16 protein-coding genes are annotated in these 16,595 nt (G+C 60.9%); 13 read left to right on the top strand and 3 right to left on the bottom strand.

Translation table 11 applies throughout. From position 1 onward, the window contains the following. The first annotated feature begins 50 nt into the window (after nucleotides 1-50). The 6 genes from ABD903_RS14130 (at nucleotide 51) to ABD903_RS14105 (ending at nucleotide 7,405) form a co-directional block, all read left to right on the top strand. Nucleotides 51-3,101, top strand: coding sequence for a PD-(D/E)XK nuclease family protein (locus tag ABD903_RS14130; RefSeq protein WP_345225289.1), 3,051 nt, complete (start codon nucleotides 51-53; stop codon nucleotides 3,099-3,101). 213 nt (nucleotides 3,102-3,314) lie between these two features. Next, the gene (locus tag ABD903_RS14125; RefSeq protein ID WP_345225287.1) at nucleotides 3,315-3,752 is read left to right on the top strand and encodes a nucleoside deaminase; all 438 of its coding nucleotides are present in this window, start codon (nucleotides 3,315-3,317) and stop codon (nucleotides 3,750-3,752) included. A 105-nt stretch (nucleotides 3,753-3,857) separates the two neighbouring features. Further along, nucleotides 3,858-4,163, top strand: coding sequence for a hypothetical protein (locus tag ABD903_RS14120; RefSeq protein ID WP_345225285.1), 306 nt, complete (start codon nucleotides 3,858-3,860; stop codon nucleotides 4,161-4,163). Next, on the top strand, nucleotides 4,163-4,522 hold the full coding sequence (locus tag ABD903_RS14115) for a hypothetical protein (RefSeq protein ID WP_345225284.1): 360 nt from the start codon (nucleotides 4,163-4,165) through the stop codon (nucleotides 4,520-4,522). Before ABD903_RS14120 ends, ABD903_RS14115 begins: the two co-directional genes overlap by 1 nt. A gap of 75 nt (nucleotides 4,523-4,597) precedes the next feature. Further along, on the top strand, nucleotides 4,598-5,452 hold the full coding sequence (locus ABD903_RS14110; protein ID WP_345225282.1) for a mechanosensitive ion channel family protein: 855 nt from the start codon (nucleotides 4,598-4,600) through the stop codon (nucleotides 5,450-5,452). A gap of 174 nt (nucleotides 5,453-5,626) precedes the next feature. Next, nucleotides 5,627-7,405 carry a chloride channel protein gene (locus tag ABD903_RS14105; RefSeq protein WP_345225281.1) on the top strand — a complete coding sequence of 593 codons (1,779 nt, stop codon included), beginning with the start codon at nucleotides 5,627-5,629 and terminating at the stop codon, nucleotides 7,403-7,405. A gap of 31 nt (nucleotides 7,406-7,436) precedes the next feature. Here the strand turns inward: ABD903_RS14105 and ABD903_RS14100 are convergent, their stop codons facing one another. Next, on the bottom strand, nucleotides 7,437-8,627 hold the full coding sequence (locus ABD903_RS14100) for a cation:proton antiporter domain-containing protein (protein ID WP_345225280.1): 1,191 nt from the start codon (nucleotides 8,625-8,627) through the stop codon (nucleotides 7,437-7,439). Nucleotides 8,628-8,739: 112 nt separating this feature from the next. Here ABD903_RS14100 and ABD903_RS14095 point away from each other — a divergent pair, with 112 nt between their 5' ends. Beyond that, complete coding sequence (locus ABD903_RS14095) at nucleotides 8,740-9,963, top strand: BaiN/RdsA family NAD(P)/FAD-dependent oxidoreductase (RefSeq protein WP_345225279.1); 1,224 nt, start codon at nucleotides 8,740-8,742, stop codon at nucleotides 9,961-9,963. On the opposite strand, the gene ABD903_RS14090 is transcribed toward ABD903_RS14095, so the two are convergent. After that, nucleotides 9,958-10,212 (bottom strand): hypothetical protein, encoded by a 255-nt coding sequence (locus ABD903_RS14090; RefSeq protein WP_345225278.1) that lies wholly within the window; start codon nucleotides 10,210-10,212, stop codon nucleotides 9,958-9,960. The genes ABD903_RS14095 and ABD903_RS14090 overlap by 6 nt on opposite strands. Before the next feature lie 220 nt (nucleotides 10,213-10,432). Here ABD903_RS14090 and ABD903_RS14085 point away from each other — a divergent pair, with 220 nt between their 5' ends. After that, complete coding sequence (locus tag ABD903_RS14085) at nucleotides 10,433-11,881, top strand: diadenylate cyclase (protein ID WP_345225277.1); 1,449 nt, start codon at nucleotides 10,433-10,435, stop codon at nucleotides 11,879-11,881. 261 nt (nucleotides 11,882-12,142) lie between these two features. Here ABD903_RS14085 and ABD903_RS14080 read toward each other — a convergent pair whose 3' ends face one another. Next, a complete protein-coding gene (locus ABD903_RS14080; protein ID WP_345225276.1) occupies nucleotides 12,143-13,141 on the bottom strand; it encodes an aldo/keto reductase in 999 nt (332 codons plus the stop codon). A 205-nt stretch (nucleotides 13,142-13,346) separates the two neighbouring features. On the opposite strand from ABD903_RS14080, the gene ABD903_RS14075 reads away from it, so the two are divergent. The 5 genes from ABD903_RS14075 to ABD903_RS14055 all read left to right on the top strand — a co-directional run bounded on the left by ABD903_RS14075 (nucleotide 13,347) and on the right by ABD903_RS14055 (nucleotide 16,580). Next, nucleotides 13,347-13,862 (top strand): DUF4112 domain-containing protein, encoded by a 516-nt coding sequence (locus tag ABD903_RS14075; protein WP_345225274.1) that lies wholly within the window; start codon nucleotides 13,347-13,349, stop codon nucleotides 13,860-13,862. Nucleotides 13,863-13,907: 45 nt separating this feature from the next. Beyond that, nucleotides 13,908-14,315: a hypothetical protein gene (locus ABD903_RS14070; RefSeq protein WP_345225272.1), complete on the top strand. Its 408-nt coding sequence runs from the start codon at nucleotides 13,908-13,910 to the stop codon at nucleotides 14,313-14,315. Between the two features lie 13 nt (nucleotides 14,316-14,328). Beyond that, on the top strand, nucleotides 14,329-15,003 hold the full coding sequence (locus ABD903_RS14065; protein ID WP_345225270.1) for an SCO family protein: 675 nt from the start codon (nucleotides 14,329-14,331) through the stop codon (nucleotides 15,001-15,003). Nucleotides 15,004-15,044: 41 nt separating this feature from the next. Then, nucleotides 15,045-15,479 carry a c-type cytochrome gene (locus tag ABD903_RS14060; protein WP_345225268.1) on the top strand — a complete coding sequence of 145 codons (435 nt, stop codon included), beginning with the start codon at nucleotides 15,045-15,047 and terminating at the stop codon, nucleotides 15,477-15,479. 132 nt (nucleotides 15,480-15,611) lie between these two features. After that, entirely contained in the window at nucleotides 15,612-16,580 is a 969-nt protein-coding gene (locus ABD903_RS14055; RefSeq protein WP_345225266.1) for an enhanced serine sensitivity protein SseB C-terminal domain-containing protein, read from the top strand. Nucleotides 16,581-16,595: the final 15 nt, after the last annotated feature.

Below are 16,595 nucleotides of genomic sequence, written 5' to 3'. Positions count from 1 at the left end.
ATGGTTTCCCAGGTTTACTGCAAGGTAATGCGGCCTTATCTTTACCTCTGATGACGCCCCACACCGCCCCTGCTCCCGCCCCGCTGCTTACTGCCACCAACGACACCGCCCTGCAACCCTTTCTGCGCCAGGCTGCGCAGGATTTGCTGCGCCGTTTCACCGGCACCGAGCTGTCGGATTTGGTGGTGGTGGTGCCCACGCGCCGAGCCGTGGTGTACCTGAAAAACGAGCTGGCCCTGGCCGCGCCGCTGGGCGAGGCCGTGTGGAGCCCGCGCGTGGCGGCCATGGAAGACTACATGGTGGAGCTGGCCGGCGTGCAGGTGGAGGAGCCAATTGCCCTGCAGCTGCTGCTCTTCGACATCCTGCGCGAAATCGACCCGAAGCTGGATTTCGATTTGTTCACGGGCTGGTCGGCGCTGCTGCTGAACGACTTTTCGGCCCTCGACCAAAACCTGGCCGACCCCGCCAGCCTCTTCGAGTACCTCTCCGAAGCCAAGGCCCTGGAGCGCTGGGACCTGACCGACACGCCGCCCACGCCCAGCGTGGCCGCGTGGTTCCGGTTCTGGGACGACCTCGGCAACGTGTACACCCGCCTGCGTCGCCGCCTGAAAGCCGAGGGCCTCGCCTACCCCGGCCTGGCCTACCGATTGGCCGTGAACCGCCTGCAGGACCGCCTGCGCGACACGCCCGAACTGGTGCCGCAGCACGTGTTCCTCGGCCTCGGCATTCTATCGAAAGCCGAGCGGCGCTTGCTTAAGCTGCTGCTGAAGGAGCGAAAGGCCGAAGTCCGCTTCGATACCGACCGTTTCTACCTCGACGGCGACTCGCCGAACCGCGCCGGTCTGCCCTTCCGCCGCCTCGCCGATTCGCTGGATTTAGCGCCCACCGCCTTTGGGTTTGCCGATACCGGCGCCGAGGAATTGCTGCGCACCCTGCCGCGCACCGTGCGCATGATTGGCGTGGCCAACAACTCCATGCAGGGCAAAGTAGCCGGGCAGTTGGTGGTCGAAAGCCTGCAACGCAACCCCGGCGCCTCGGTGGCCGTGGTGCTGCCCGACGAAACCCTGCTGCTGCCCGTGCTGCACGGTTTGCCGCCCGAGCAGGTGCCGCAGTTCAACGTAACCATGGGCCTGAGCTTCCGCAGCACGCCCCTGTTCAACCTCATCGATTTGCTGTTTGAGGTCCACCTGACGGGCGTGCGCGAGGGCGAAGCCGGCCCCGACTACGGCGTGCGTCGCTACCATCACCTCACGGTCACCAAGCTGCTGGCCCACCCCTTCCTGCGCCGCTACGAAAACTGGCTCGATCAGCAGCCTGAGCAAGCACAGTTTCACGGGATTCTGGACGACATCTGCCGCCAGATTGTGCAGCGCAACGCCGTGTTGCTCTCCGAGCACGAGCTGCGGGAGTTGGGCCGGCACCACCCGCTGGTGGAAGCTCTGTTCAGGCCCTGGCGCAACTGCGACGACGTGGTAAAAGCCTGTTACGAGGTCATTGAGCTGCTGCGCGACGTGTACCGGCAGGAGCACACCGCCATTGAGGCCGAGTACCTGTACCTGTTCTACACCCTCGTGCGCCAGCTCGATTCTGCGTTCGATTGCCGGGAGCACCGCCCGTCCGTTCGCTCCTTCCGCCGTTTTCTGTACGACCAAATGGGCCGCACCCGCCTGCCGTTTTCGGGGGAACCCATTGCCCAGGTGCAAATCATGGGTTTGCTGGAAACCCGCGCCCTCGATTTCGACCACATCATCATTCTGAGCTGCAACGAGAACATTCTGCCCGCACCCAAACGCAACGGTTCCTTGTTCCCCTACGACGTGCTCACGCGCTACGGCCTGCCCACCTACGCCGACCACGAAGCCGGCACCAGCCACCAGTTCTGGCGCCTGTTGCAACGCGCCCGCCGCGTCGATCTGATTCATATTTTACCCGGCGCCGAAGGTGTGCGCACCGGCGAGCGGAGCCGCTTCCTGCTTCAAATTCAGAACGATTTAGCCGCTCAAAATCCCAATTTAGAGGTGCTCGATTTGGTTGCCTCGGCCACCGTAACGCCCGACGGCCGCGAAATGGGCGGCGAAGTGGCCCGTGGCTCCGAAGGCAACCAGAAGTTTGAAGGCGACCTGGTGCTGGAAAAGGACGCCGAAATGCGCGGCGCCATCCGCGGCGTGTTGGAGCGCGGCTTGTCGGCCTCGGGCCTGAACCAGTTTCTCACCTGTTCGCTGCAATTTTACTTCTCGCGCATTGCCAAGTTCAAGGAGCAGGAAGGCGTGGAAGAGGATCTGGGGGCCGACGTATTCGGTACGGCTGTGCACTACGTACTGGAGCACCTGATGCAGCCCTTCGTGGCCGAAAAGCGCCCCATTACTGCCGAGGATATTGTGAGCTTTAAGGCCCAAGTACCCGATCTACTCGAACGTGGCTTGGCCCTGGAAGACGGCGCAGAAACCGACAAGCCCCGCCAGCAATTGCCCGACGAAGGCCTGAACCACGTGCTGCGCGGCGTGGGCCGCCACTTGGTACAGCGTTACCTCGATTCGCTCATAACCCAAATTGAAAATGACGGGCCGTTGCGCGTAGTGGGCCTGGAAGAAGGCCTCGTGGGCGACGTTACGGTGGAAACCGCAGATGGCGAACGGGTGGCCGTGCACCTCATCGGTTTTGCCGACCGCGTGGACGAGCTGCCCGACGGCCGCCGCCGCATCATCGACTACAAAACCGGCTCGGTGCATGGCGCTTCGCTGAACCTAATGGGCGGCGCCCGCAGCAAGCGCACCCCGGAAGAGGCTTTCGAACGCCTCGTGTCGGAAGCCGGCGGCGGGGCCGATAAGGTCCGGCAGCTATGGCTCTACCGCCTCATGCTGGCTCAGCGCGGTTTCGCCGCTGCCGAAGCCGCCATTGTGCCCCTGCGCAGCCCCGACCCGTCGCCGCTGGAAGCCGATTTGTCCTTCCTGACTGCCGGGGAACTGTCGTTCGAGCAGGCTAGTCGAGAGGTCCTCACCCGCTTCGTGGACCGCATGCTCGACCCCAAAGAGCCGATTCGGAAGACGGACGATTTGAACGTATGCCAGTGGTGTTCCTATAAGGGCATCTGTGCACGGTAATTCTGCTGTCATTGCAAAGCTCAAGTGGAAGCAATGACAGCAGAATGAGCCTGGCCAACTGCAGTTGGTGGCCCGTTACGTCTTCTGGCTCATCCGACTCCTTCGGTTTCTACCTCAGGCAAGGATCAATTGCTTCGCGTTGCTCGCAATGACAAGCTCCTTCGGTTAGGCTAGATATCTTTAGCTTTTCGCCTCACCATTTCCCTTCCCAACATGGACGAATTCATGCAAGCCGCTATCGACGAAGCCCGCTTGGGCCGTTCGCAGGGCGGTATTCCCATCGGCTCGGTGCTCGTGCGCAATGGTAAAATCGTGGCCAAAGGCCACAACAAGCGCGTGCAGGAGTTAAACCCCATTTTGCACGGCGAAATGGACTGCCTCAACAACGCCGGGCGCCAGGCCGAGGGTTACCGCAACACGATTATCTACAGCACCCTGATGCCGTGCTTTATGTGCGCTGGCACCATTGTGCAGTTCAAAATTCCGAAGGTGATTGTGGGCGAGTCGCGCACCTTCGATGGGGCTCGGGAATTTATGGAAAGCCACGGTGTGGAGGTAGTTGACCTCGATTTGCCGGAGTGCGTGCAGATGATGGAAGAGTTCATCGCCGCCGAGCCGGCCCTCTGGAACGAGGATATTATGGAGGAATAAACGGCTAAGGAGCGTAGTCGCTTTCTACCTTAAATTACCCGCCGCCGGGCGGGGCTCACCCGAATATGTGAGCCCCGCCCGGCGGCGGCGCTTTACCTTTGCGGCATGAATGCACCGCCCCTGTCCGCCTCTAAAAAGTGCCCGCACTGCGGCCAGTGGTCGGGCCACCAGCAACGCCCCGACGACCGGTGCGAACATTGCCACGAGTTGCTCGACCCGCAGGGGCCCCGAAAAGAAGCGGAAATGAAGCAGGCCTGGAAATGGGAAATGCCCCAGATCATGCTCATCACCATTCACCCTACCGACCCCTGGCCGCTTCGCATGCTCAAGTACGCGGTGCGCGGCGGCCAAATGCTGTTCATTGCCACGCTCTCGTTTATCATATGGGTAGTGACGGTGCTGGCGGGGTAATGCCGCTGCTGCGCCGCCCGCTTTTTCTGGCCGCGGCCGGCCTGTACGGGCTCTACCAGCTGGCCACGCGCGGGTTTCACTGGCAGCCGCCGGGCCCGGTAGCCAGCTGGCTCGCCGATGCGCTGTGCATGCCGGTGGTGCTAACGCTGGCGTTGGCCGTGCAGCGGGCCGTACGCCACCAGCAGCACCTGCTACTGCCCGATGGCTGGTTGGTGGGCGCCTGGCTGTACGTAAGCTTGTGGTTTGAACTCCTAGCGCCTCGCTGGTTTCCAGCGCGCTACACCGCCGACTGGCTCGATGTGCTGGCGTATGCCGGCGGCACGCTCGTTTTTCGGCGCTGGCTGAATCGTGCCTGCTGAGCCAGGCAAACCCATAGCAGCTTGGGCGCCGTACACGGGGGCTATTGTCCGGCTTTACCCGGCCGATTGCTTATTATGGACGACACCCACATGCTTTTTCACGACCTCTACGAGGTTCTTACCACTTATTGGGCCCACTTTCTTTTCCTGTTGCCCAAGCTGGTCATTGCCCTGGTGCTGCTTATTGTAGCCTTGTTCGTAGCTAAGCGACTTAGCCGCGTGATAGGAACCCGCCTGCAAGCCCGCTCCCACGACCCCCTGCTGGCCGAGTTTCTAACCCGCGTGAGCAAGTGGATATTGCTGGGCATTGGGCTGGTACTGGCCATGCAGGTGCTGGGCGCCGTGGGTGTGGTAACGGGTATGCTGGGTGCGGCCGGCCTCACGGCTTTCGTGGTGGGCTTCGCACTGAAAGACATTGCCGAGAATTTTCTGGCCGGCGTGGTGCTGGCTTTTAACCGCCCGTTTCGCATTTACGATACGGTACAGATTCGCGACAACAAGGAGCTGATGGGCCGGGTGGAAGCGCTGAACCTGCGCACCACCCTCATCAAAACCTTCGACGGCCGCCACATTTACCTGCCGAACGCCATGGTACTGCGCGAACCGCTCATCAACTTCACCCGCGACGGCCACATTCGGCAGGACTTTGTAGTGGGCGTCAACTTCGAACAGGACCCCTCCTCGGAAAAAGCCCAGCACCTGGTGCTCGATTTTGTGCGCACGTTTCACGATGTGGAAACCAAAGAGCCGCACACGCCCTACATCATCGTAGAGAAAGTGGAAGGCACCACGGCCACCCTGCGCGTGTATTTCTGGACTTACTCCGAGGACTACCGCCGCGGTACCCAGGAGCTAAAAAGCAACCTGATGCAGGATCTGCGGCAGTTATTGTTGCAGCAAGGTTACCCCAATCCTTCCACGGCACAGTAAGGGCCAAAGGCCTGAAAAGGGTGTTCGGGACTCATGTAGTCTGAAAGGCGGCTTTGGCACGCATATTTTCGCTTGCCGGCATGCGCAAACAAGCGTTTTTCATTAACATGCGGATAGGTAGATTGGCCGGATAGTTGCGGCGCCCCGCATCGGCTAATAGTCGCCGTTTCGCCGATGCCCAAAAGTACCGTCCACCGGATTTTGCGTCCCCTGCTGCTTTGGCGCCTGCGCCACGTCAGCGACCGGGTGTACCTGATTCTGGTGGCCACGCTGGTAGGCGCCTTGGCCGGCCTGGCGGCGGTAATTCTGAAAAATGCCGTGCATTGGGGCCAGCAGGCGCTGTACGGCTGGGTGCCCGAGCAAAACCGCGTGTTTGCGCTGTTTCTCTACCCCATTATCGGCATTGGGCTTACGGTGCTCTACGCCCGGTATTTCCTGGGCGGCAACCTTGGCCGCGGCATCGGGCCCATTATTTACTCGGTGGCCCGCCAGGGCAGCATCGTGCCGCGCTCTAAAATGTACTCCCAAATGATCAGCTCGCTGATTACCGTCACGTTTGGCGGCTCGGCGGGTTTGGAGGCACCCATTTCGGTAACGGGTTCGGCCATTGGCTCGAACGTGTCGCGGGTGCTGCGCGTGAGCCGGCGCGAGCGGCGCCTGTTGCTGGGCTGCGGTGCGGCGGCGGGCGTAGCAGCCATCTTTAACTCGCCCATTGCGGGCGTGCTGTTTGCCGTAGAAGTGGTGCTGAGCGAGTTGTCGGCCCCGTTTTTTATTCCCCTGCTCATCTCATCGGCCACGGCCACGGTGGTGTCCAAGCTCTTGTTCTCGGGTCAGCCGTTTGTGCTCATCACCACCAGCTGGGGCATCGATACCATTCCGTTTTACCTCGTGCTGGGCCTGGGTACGGCCATGCTCTCGGTGTACATGATTCGGGTGTATTTCGCGTCCGAAAAATGGTTCGACCGGTGGCCCGGTACCTTCCGGAAGGTGGCATTGGGCGGCATAGCCCTGGGAATCCTGGTTTTCCTGTTTCCCCCGCTCTACGGCGAGGGCTACGACATAGTGCAGGCCCTGCTCAGCGGCGAGTCGCAGCGCCTCACCGATGCGAGTATTTTCTCGGTGTACCGCGACGAAAACATGTGGGTTTTGCTGCTGGTAGCCGCCGCTGTTATGCTGCTGAAGGTGTTTGCTACGTGCATCACCATTGGGGCGGGCGGTAACGGCGGCATGTTTGGTTCGTCGCTGTTTTCGGGGGCGCTGCTGGGCTTTTTTGTGGCACGGCTGATTAACATGAGCGGGCTGTTTGTGGTACCCGAGGTGCACTTTGTGGTACTGGGCATGGCCGGAACGCTGGCCGGCGTGGTGCACGCGCCGCTCACGGCCATCTTTCTTATCGCCGAAATTACCGGCGGTTATGCCCTGTTCGTGCCGCTGATGTTCGTCACCAGCATTTCGTACCTGATTACCAAATACTTCGAACCCTACTCGGTGTATACCCGCAAGCTGGTGCAGCGCGGCGTGTACGTGCACGCCGACCGCGACCGGGGCCTGCTGGCGCAGTTGGTGCTGCCCCGCCTTGTGCAAAACGACTTCGAGCCCGTACACCCCGATGCCACGTTGGGCGAGCTGGTGGATATTTTCCGCCACGCTACCCGCAACCTGTTTCCGGTAGTGGACGAAGACGGGGCCCTCGTCGGCATTGTGTCGCTCGACGACATGCGCGACGCCCTGTTCGACGAAGGAAAATACGCCACTACCCGGGTGCGCGACCTGATGGTGGAGCCCCCCGCCACCGTGAACATCGACGACACTCTGCTCGACACATTGCGCTGCATGGAACAGCTCGACGTGTGGGCGCTGCCCGTGCTCAAGAATGGTCGATACGTGGGCTTTCTGCTGAAATCGGTGATTCTGGCCAACTACCGCTACCAGCTCATCCGCGAAAACGAGTAAGCCGCCCCGAACCCCACCCGGGTTTCGCGCCTTAGTACTCCCCTATTTCGGCCGGCTTTTTTCCGGGCAGCTGCAGGCCCACCAGCATAAGCAGGCCCGTGAGCAGAATCACCACAAACAGGATGTTTTCGCTGACCTGGCCGATAAGGTGCTTGTTGGGAATACTATAGAACAATAATATGGTTATCAACCCCTTTGGCGCGATAAACACTTCTGGAATTAAGCTGGTGCGGGCCACGTAGCGCAAGTAGAAAAAGCGAATAATCATGAGCACCGCTACGATGAGCGCCCCCTGAACAAGCAGGCTGCCGCTGAGCACGTTGTTTAGGGTGATGGAATAGCCAAACAACAGGAAGAAGAAAGTACGAATGAGAAAGGCCGTTTCGGCGGTAATGCTCTTGAGCTGATGCAACTCCTCCTGCATGCGCTCCAGCTTTACCACCCGCTGCAAGGGCCCGCGCAGGAAAAGGCTGGCGTTTTTTACCGTTAAGCCAAACACCAATACCACCAGCAGCGACGAGAGGTGTAGCTTTTTGGCCAGGCTGTAAATGAGAATAAGGAACGCCAGCACCAGAAAAAATTTCACGTGCAGCCGAATGCGGTCGAGCAGAAACGCCAACGCCACCGTACTGGCCACCGACACGACAATAATGGCCAGCAGGTCGCGGGAGAAGGTGAGTACCGAAATGCCCTGCGCGAAGTTATCCTGGGCCACAAAGTTGAAGAACATGATGCCCAGAATGTCGGAAAACGTGCTTTCGTACACGATAAACTCCTGCTTTTCGCCCCCCAGATTGGCTACGCTGGGAATGGCCACCGCCGAGCTAACCACGGCCAGCGGTACCGCGTTTAGCAGGCAACTTTGAAACGAAACACCGAGGTAATACTGCAGCAGCCACGCAATAGCAAACGACTGCACCAGCAGCATTACCAGAGCCGCCGCGAAGGAACGCCGGATGAGCGGGCTTTTTTCGGGGCTGATTTTTAGGTTCAGGGACTCCTCCAGCACAATCATGATCAGGCCCACAATGCCCAGCAGCTGCAGCATTACGCGCGGCAGTTCCAAGGGTATTCCCGTGTAATCGACGGCTTGCTTAATGGCTATGCCGGTGAGCAAGAGCATCAGTACCGACGGAACTTTGGTGGCCCTGGCAATGATGTCGAACAAGTACGACAAGATGATAGCAATGCTCAGGTAGATGAGAATGGAGTAAGGTCCCATGCGGCCAACTTACGCAACTCGACCGCAACTGGCCGGCCCACTGGCCCATTTAGGCCTATTTTTATGCGCTTTTCCCGTTGTAACACCCGCCTTTGATTCCACCCTTCACGCCATGCAGCATCCCACAGTAGCCATTATTGGCGGCGGACCGGCGGGCTTGCTGGCCGCCCAGCGCCTGGCCGAGGCCGGCGTAACGGGTGTGGCGGTGTACGAGGCACAAGCCACGCCGGGACGCAAGTTTCTGGTGGCCGGGCACGGCGGCTTTAACCTCACTAATGGCGAGCCGGCCGCCGCCTTTCCGCCGCGCTACGGTGCCCGTCACGGGGAATTCAACCCGTTTCTGGCGCATTTCGGCCCCGATGACCTCCGCCGCTGGGCTGCCGATTTGGGCATTGCCACCTACGTGGGCAGCAGCGGCCGGGTGTTTCCACTGGAGGAGCACAAGCCGGCCCACCTGCTGCGCGCCTGGCTGCAGCACCTGGCGGCGCTGGGCGTGCAGCTGCACACGCGCCATCGGTGGCTGGGCTTCGAAGGCGAACGAGGCATTCGGCTGCGCAACGAGCACACCAATCAGGAATTCAGTGTGCAGCCCCAAGCCACTGTGCTGGCCCTGGGCGGCGCCAGCTGGGCTAAAACCGGCTCCGACGGCAGCTGGACCGCCGAATTTCAGCGGCTGGGTATCGAATGCGCCCGTTTTGAGCCGGCTAATTGCGGCGCGGAAGTAACGTGGTCTGGTTTTTTTCGCGAGAAAGTAGGCCGGGCGCCGCTTAAGAACATTGGCTTGCGCTGCGGCACGGTAGAAACCCGCGGCGAAGTACTGCTCACCGACTACGGCTTGGAGGGCACTCCCGTGTACGCGCTTACGCCCGCGGTTCGCGCCGCTTTGCAAACGGGCAGCCCCGCTCTGCTGCACCTCAACCTCAAGCCCGACCTCGCGCCCCCGGCTTTGCTCGCACGCCTCCAACAAGCCCGCGCCGGTCGTTCCTTGCCCGAAGTGCTGCGGCAAACGCTTAACCTGGGGCCTCCGGTACCCACATTATTGCGCGAGCTGGCTACTCCCGCCCAGCTGCAAAACCCCGTGGAGCTGGCGAAACTCTTGCAGCACTTGCCGCTGTCCGTAACCGGCCTGCGCCCCCTCGATGAGGCCATAAGCACGGCCGGGGGCGTGTTGTTTCGGGAAGTAAACCCACACCTGATGCTGCACCGGCGCCCGGGCACTTTTCTGGCGGGCGAAATGCTGGATTGGGAAGCGCCCACGGGCGGGTACTTGCTCCAGGGCTGCTTCAGTACCGGGGCCTGGGCGGCCCGGGGTGTGCAGCAATGGCTGGGCCTATAGCTGCCGCTCGACTTCTGCTGCTTCAGCTTCGGCTAAAATGCGTTTGGCCTCTTCCAGCAGCTTGTAGCTGGGATTTAGCTCCTGCCGGCATATGAGGCCAAGCAGCACAAAAAACGAGACAATGGGCAGCACGCATCCCAGCGTAAACCACAACCAAAACGACCGATTGTAGCTGTATGCGCAGTAACCTGTAACCAGCGGAAGCCAGAGCAGGGCGCAAACAAAACCAAAAAACAAATCGACCATCATGGCATCACGGGGCTTTCGGGGGCTCCCCCAAGATACTGCACCCGTGCTCCAAGCGCAAGCATGCGAGCAGGCTGAAGTGGTCGTTCAGAGGGTGTTTGTGTAACCGAGGGGAAGCCGAAAAGTTGTAGACCGCGGTGGCAACGCACCTTGTAGCGGGCGTTTCGCGTACGAAGGCAACCACACGGGCCTCCACCGTGTTCCCCGTTGCTCCTTTTTGCCCATGTGGGATTACCAAAGTCTTTTCCGCGTCTCGGCTCAGTTGCTTGCCGAAGGCGTCTTTAACTTGCTCGACCGCAACCTGCGTCCCGAGGTCTTTTTACTGGGCCTGGCCGCCGCCCGCGAAGGCGACGAGCCCGGCGCCGTACGCCTCGAACCAACCACCCACCGCTACGCCCCCGAAAACTTCAGCCAGGTAAAGGCCCGTGCCGCCGCGCTCGAGCCCGATACCACCCGCGAAGTAGTGTACCACCTGCACACCGACGACCAGGACCGTTTCGAGAAAATGCGCTGGTATGGCTTGGTGCGCCGGGCTACCGAGCACGAGCTGCAAACGCTTAGCCTGGCCGAAGGCCGGGTATCATTTTGCTCGCAGCCGGTGCTCATGAACGGCTCCTTGGTACTCGTGGTGTTGCAGCTGGCAGCCGGAACGTTTCACAGCTATTACGCCCTAAACGAAGACGCTACCAGCGAATCTCGGCCGCCTTCGCTGCTGATGGCTGTGGTGCGCGAAGTGCTGCAGGAGTGCAGCAAAGCCCTGCGCGGCACCGATGCCGAAGAGGGCCGCCCCTTGCTCGACCGCGACTACAACGAGTTGCTGCGCTCCTCAGGCCGGCGCTTCATGCACGGTCCGGCCGGCGGTAACCACGGCCTCTACGATGCTTGCAACGGCGTAGCGGCGCTGCGCCACGAAGGCATTGAGGGCCACGGCACCATGCTACTCGCCCGGCGCAACCACCCCGCCGTGGTGCCGGTGCTAACCCTGGAAACGCCCGTTCCGCTGCGAGACCACCGCTCCGTGCGCAAGCTCCTGGAGATGAGCGAGGGCCGCACCGCGCTTATATCCGATGCCACGCACGTCTTCGGGCTAGGGCATTTGGTAGAACCCACCGACGCGGCTTACGAACCCCTTTTTACGGTGCATTTCACCCACCACCACAACTGGGAGCTGAGCCATGCCGGCCACGTAATGATGCGGGTAGTATCGGCCACGCCGCGCTTGCCGCAAGGCCGCATCGACGAGCTATACTTCACCGAAACCATTCGGCGTATGTGGCCCGCTATGTCTGATGCCACCGTGCAGCTGCACTGGGAGCTGGCCTTGAAAGCCACCACACAGCCTTCGGGCACCATTCTCATTATTTCCGAAGGCGCCGGTTACGAGGCCCAGCGCCTGTCGCGCCAGTGCTTTCGGGTGGCGCCGCGCTTCATGACGCCCTCGGTGCTGCGCCTCGTCACCAACATCGACGGGGCCGTGTTCATCGACCCATACGGCACGTGCTTCGCCATCGGTGCCATTCTCGACGGTCTGGCCTCGGAACGCGGCGACGCGTCCCGCGGGTCACGCTACAATTCGGCTCTTCGCTACATAGAAACCAGCCGGTTTCCCTCACTAGCCGTTGTGGTAAGCGAAGACGGCTGGATCGATCTGTTGCCTTCGGTGAAAAAGTAAGGCCTCACTCCCACCCATTTTTAACACCCGACCCTTGCAGAACAGGGTTTTCCTGTAACACGGCCCCAGTTGACCTTCGACTCTAAATGTGGCGCCACGCCACTATCGTTTAGCGTTGCTGCAGCCTGAACAGATTTCACCCAGACGGCGCGGAACCGGGCGGGGCCGGCAAGCTAAGCTTGCCGGCCCCGCGTCGTTGAACGGAATCGTTGCTGACGTTAGAACAGCGTCCCCAGGAGAAACGGGTTCTGGAAGACGGGACTACCCATTTACCGACTTCATCATTTCAGCGGGGTAACGGGGGCCCGCGGCGGCACCCTGAGGCGCTATCTTATCGATCAGCAACAAGTCCTCCGGGCTCAGCTGCACCTGTATGGCAGCCAGATTTTCTTCGAGGTAGGCAATGCGCTTGGTGCCGGGAATGGGCACTACGTCTTCGCCTTGCGCTAATACCCAAGCCAAAGCCAGCTGCCCGGGTGTGCAGCCTTTTTGCTGCGCCAGTTCGTTAACCCTAGCTACCATATCCAGGTTTTTCTGAAAGTTTTCACCTTGAAAGCGCGGGGTGAAGCGGCGGTAGTCGTCTTCGGCCAGGTTCTCGAAGCGTTGAATCTGACCGGTTAGAAAGCCCCGGCCCAGCGGCGAATACGGCACAAACCCAATGCCCAGTTCGCGGCACGTGGCCAGCACCTCATCTTCCGGGTCGCGGCTCCAGAGTGAGTACTCGCTTTGCACGGCCGCAATGGGGTGCACGGCGTGGGCCCGCCGAATGGTTTCGGCTGAGGCCTCACTCAGGCCCAGGTGCCGCACTTTGCCTTGCTGCACTAATTCGGCCATGGCGCCCACGGTGTCTTCAATGGGCGTGTTTGGGTCGACGCGGTGCTGGTAATACAGGTCGATGTAATCGGTTTGCAGGCGCTTCAGCGAGCCTTCGCAGGCTAGGCGCACGTAATCGGGCTGGCCGTTAATGCCGCGCTTGGCGGGGTCGTTGGGGTCGCGCTGAATGCCGAATTTGGTGGCCAGCACCAGCTGGCTGCGTTTGCCCTGGAAGGCGCGGCCTAGCAGCTCTTCGTTTTTATAGGGGCCGTACATGTCGGCGGTATCGAAAAACGTAACGCCTAGCTCGAGGGCGCGGTGCAGGGTGCGCGTGCTTTCGTCGTCGTTACGGGGGCCGTAGAAATCGGACATACCCATGCAGCCCAGCCCAAGGGCCGAAACGTGCAGGCCGTTGCGGCCCAGGGTACGGGTTAGAAGAGTTGCCATAGCGTGCAAATTGAGGGGGTAGGAAAACGGAAATACGAGTACGAATAACTCGGCACTCGGTATTTTGATTGATCGGCGCTGTGTTTAGCCTGTATCACGTGTACGCGGATGCCAGCAGTTGCCAGTTACTTACGGTTAACCCCTGCCCAAGCGCCGCCTTTTACCGTCGATTTGCGTTAAAAGCGGTAACCCCTTCCTTTTCGCCATGGCTGCCCCCGCTCGTCCTACGCCTGCCCTGACCGCTTCTGCCCCTTCCGACCCGCGCCTGCGCTGGGTGCAGCAGGTGGCCCGGCTGATGGACAGCCAGTTTCAGCTGCCCGGCACCAAATTCCGCTTCGGTCTCGATCCACTCCTGGGTTTGCTGCCGGTGGTGGGTGAACTGGGCACATTTGCCATTTCGGGTGCCCTTATTCTCACCATGGCCCGGCATGGTGCCAGCCGCAAGGTCATTATCCTGATGGTTATTAACGTGCTGTTGGACACCGTGGTTGGCAGTATCCCCATCATCGGCAACCTGTTCGACTTCGCCTACAAAAGCAATGAACGAAACGTACGCTTGCTGCAGCGCCATTACCTGGAAGGCCGGCACCAGGGCCGGGGCACGGGCATTGTGGTAGTCCTAGCCGTGGGGCTGCTGGTAGCGTTCGGGTTGTTGGCTTGGGCCTTGTGGAAGGTGCTGCTCTGGCTATGGAAATACGGTGAGCAGCACTGGACGCTGTAAAGCAGGGGTGTTTCCCGTTCGGGCACTACCTTTGCGGCCGTGAAAATGCTCCGCCGTTTCGCAGCCCTGGGGTTGCTGTTGCCCGCCTTGTCCGGGTGCCTGTCGCTGCAAAGCGACGAGGAAAAAGAAGCTGAAGCCGAGAAGAAAGTCCTGGCCCGCCACGACGAGTTGATGGCGCGCATGGATGAACTTTACACCCTGCGCCAGCAACTCAACCAGGCCGCCGATACCGTGGCCGCCGGTCGTCAGCGGCGCGCGCTGCTTCGCGCCGATGGGGCCATGATGAACTGGATGCACCAGTACCGCAAGCCCGCCGACTCGGTAAGTCACGCCCGTACGCTGGCGTATTTTTCCCGCCAGCAGCACCACATCGACTCCGTAGGTGTTCTAATGCAGCAAAGCATCGACTCGGCCCGCGCCTTGCTGCCGGCTGTGGCTCCTGCTGCCCATTGATTTCCCTTTGCTGATGATCCGCACCCTCGTTTCCCACTCCCTTCCCCTGCTAACCGGCTTGGCCCTGGCCCTGAGTTTTTCGGCTTGCCAGTCTTCGCCCGACACCGCGCAGCAGCGCCTTCCCTTTTTAGGTGACCCCGACGTAATTGCCCCCGGCGACACGGTGTATCCTAAGCTGCCCACGTTTACACTCACCAACCAAGACAGCCAGCCCGTAACGCCGGCTACGTTTCAGGGCAAGGTGTACATCGCCGATTTTTTCTTTGCTACCTGCCCCAGCATCTGCCCCAAAATGCAGAGCGAAATGCTGCGCGTGTACGAAAAATACAAGGGCGACCAGCGCGTGGCCTTCCTCTCGCACACCATTGACCCCGAGCACGATTCCATTCCCGTACTGCGCGAATACGCCGAGCGGCTGGGTATAATGGATGCCAAACAGTGGCACTTCGCCACTGCTCCGCGCGACACTATTTTCCGGCTGGCGGGCAAATACATGGTAGCCGCTCAGCGAGACTCCGCGGCCCCTGGCGGCGCCGTACACAGCGGCGCGTTTGTGCTCGTAGACCCGCAAGGCCACATCCGGGGCTCGTACGACGGCACCAACGTGGAGGAAGTAGACCGTTTGCTGCGTGAGCTGCCCGTGCTCTTGAAAGAGCTGCCCGCCGCTCCGGCTACCGCGGCCAAGTAGCCGCAGGGTGTTGTTCGTAACTGGTTCGTACTTCTCTCTGCATGCGCTTTCGTTTTGCCGCTTCGCCCGTGTTGCGCGCCCTGGGCGTGGCTAGTCTGCTGCTGATGGGGCTGGCCGGCTGCTTCACCGACCGCCAGAACGAAGGCCAGCGGCTGTACACCGCTCGTTGCGCCAGCTGCCACGGCGACCAGGGCCAGGGTCTGCGCCGCCTCGTTCCACCGATTGCCGGCGCCGATTACCTGACCAAGCACCGCGACCAGCTGGCCTGTCTTATTCAGCACGGCCAGCAGGGCCCGATGGTGGTTAACGGCGTGGAGTACAACCAGGTAATGCCCGGCCAGCACGACCTGAGCGAAGCCCAGATTACCAACCTGCTCAACTACATTCAGTCGAGCTGGGGCAATCGGCTGGAACCCTTCACCATTGCCGAAGTTACCACGCGCCTGGAACCTTGCCGCGCCGCCGACGTTCCGTAGATTCGGGTAATTTCCGCGAAGCATTTCAATGCCAATGCGCTGATTAGTTGGCTACTGATTGTCTGCCTGCTTCCCAAGGCTGCTTTCTTCGCTAAACCTCACTAGCTTGCACTTTCATCCAGTTACCGACTCATGGGTCTGTTCGATTTCCTGAAGAAAAAGTCTGAAAACCCGGCCGCTCCGGCTCCGGCACCAGTTACGCCTGCTGATTTACCGCTTACTCCCGAGGCCCCCAAGCCCGCCAGCGGCCCTCGTTACCAGCGCCCTTCCTTCGCCACGGAAGCACCAATGCAGGCGCAGCCGGTAATGCCCAACATACCACCGCCCCCGCCCCTGCCCAATATGCCGCCCATGCCGCCCTTCGAGCCCACCACGGCGCTGGAAGAAGCCATGCTGCGCGCTGCTCAGGAGCCCGACATGCGCTTGGTGTTCTATCACGAGCTGCTGCAAGCCCAGCTGCTGGTACTCACCGTGCAGCCGGAGGGCACCGCCCCCGGCGAAGTAATTATCACCGAAGGCACCGAGGTGCAGCTGCACGTGCTCCACGACGGCCGCATTCCCGTGTTTTCCTCGGAGGAGCGCATTTACGAAGGGGGTGCGCAGCCCACGGAGGTACATTTCCTGCGCATTCAAGGCGACGCCTTGTTCCGCATGGTGGCTGCCGCCGAGTGCGTTTTGAATCCCTTCTCGCCCTTCGGCAAGCTGCTGGTGGCCCAGGAACTTGACGATTTGCTGTCGGGCCGCATTTTTGGCCAGCCCGAAGGTCAGGAAGCCCCGCAAGTGCAGCTGCACCCCGTAACGGAGCTGCCCGAGGGCATGGCCCAGGATCTGCAGCAATTTTGCGCTGCTCATGCCCACATTAAAGCTTCCCACTTGGCGGTAATGCAGCTGGCCGGCCAGCAAGCACCGCCGCGCCTGTTGCTGGCTTTCGACGTGGAAGGCGACGACATGGATTTCCTGCAGGAGCTCGGTCCGGTACTTAAAAACTACCTCTCGGAGCAGGATGCCATCGACGTGGTGCGCCTAAGCCCCGACCCCAACGAGCCACTTACGCAGTACTTCAACCAGCAAGAGCCGCTGTACCAGCGCCAAAGCGCGTAGCCAACCCCTGTAACC

It is taken from the genome of Hymenobacter koreensis (assembly GCF_039541855.1).
In the GTDB taxonomy this organism is placed as follows: domain Bacteria; phylum Bacteroidota; class Bacteroidia; order Cytophagales; family Hymenobacteraceae; genus Solirubrum; species Solirubrum koreensis.
The sequence above is the reverse complement of the archived record's forward strand: the minus strand, read 5'-3'. Positions and strand labels throughout refer to the sequence as shown.

Coding starts and splice junctions, on each gene's coding strand:
- ABD903_RS14070 (WP_345225272.1), top strand. CDS start 13,908: ATGCTCCGCCGTTTCGCAGCCCTGGGGTTGCTGTTGCCCGCCTTGTCC.
- ABD903_RS14115 (WP_345225284.1), top strand. CDS start 4,163: ATGCCGCTGCTGCGCCGCCCGCTTTTTCTGGCCGCGGCCGGCCTGTAC.
- ABD903_RS14085 (WP_345225277.1), top strand. CDS start 10,433: ATGTGGGATTACCAAAGTCTTTTCCGCGTCTCGGCTCAGTTGCTTGCC.
- ABD903_RS14090 (WP_345225278.1), bottom strand. CDS start 10,212: ATGATGGTCGATTTGTTTTTTGGTTTTGTTTGCGCCCTGCTCTGGCTT.
- ABD903_RS14110 (WP_345225282.1), top strand. CDS start 4,598: ATGGACGACACCCACATGCTTTTTCACGACCTCTACGAGGTTCTTACC.
- ABD903_RS14060 (WP_345225268.1), top strand. CDS start 15,045: ATGCGCTTTCGTTTTGCCGCTTCGCCCGTGTTGCGCGCCCTGGGCGTG.
- ABD903_RS14095 (WP_345225279.1), top strand. CDS start 8,740: ATGCAGCATCCCACAGTAGCCATTATTGGCGGCGGACCGGCGGGCTTG.
- ABD903_RS14125 (WP_345225287.1), top strand. CDS start 3,315: ATGGACGAATTCATGCAAGCCGCTATCGACGAAGCCCGCTTGGGCCGT.
- ABD903_RS14065 (WP_345225270.1), top strand. CDS start 14,329: ATGATCCGCACCCTCGTTTCCCACTCCCTTCCCCTGCTAACCGGCTTG.
- ABD903_RS14075 (WP_345225274.1), top strand. CDS start 13,347: ATGGCTGCCCCCGCTCGTCCTACGCCTGCCCTGACCGCTTCTGCCCCT.
- ABD903_RS14105 (WP_345225281.1), top strand. CDS start 5,627: ATGCCCAAAAGTACCGTCCACCGGATTTTGCGTCCCCTGCTGCTTTGG.
- ABD903_RS14130 (WP_345225289.1), top strand. CDS start 51: ATGACGCCCCACACCGCCCCTGCTCCCGCCCCGCTGCTTACTGCCACC.
- ABD903_RS14100 (WP_345225280.1), bottom strand. CDS start 8,627: ATGGGACCTTACTCCATTCTCATCTACCTGAGCATTGCTATCATCTTG.
- ABD903_RS14080 (WP_345225276.1), bottom strand. CDS start 13,141: ATGGCAACTCTTCTAACCCGTACCCTGGGCCGCAACGGCCTGCACGTT.
- ABD903_RS14055 (WP_345225266.1), top strand. CDS start 15,612: ATGGGTCTGTTCGATTTCCTGAAGAAAAAGTCTGAAAACCCGGCCGCT.
- ABD903_RS14120 (WP_345225285.1), top strand. CDS start 3,858: ATGAATGCACCGCCCCTGTCCGCCTCTAAAAAGTGCCCGCACTGCGGC.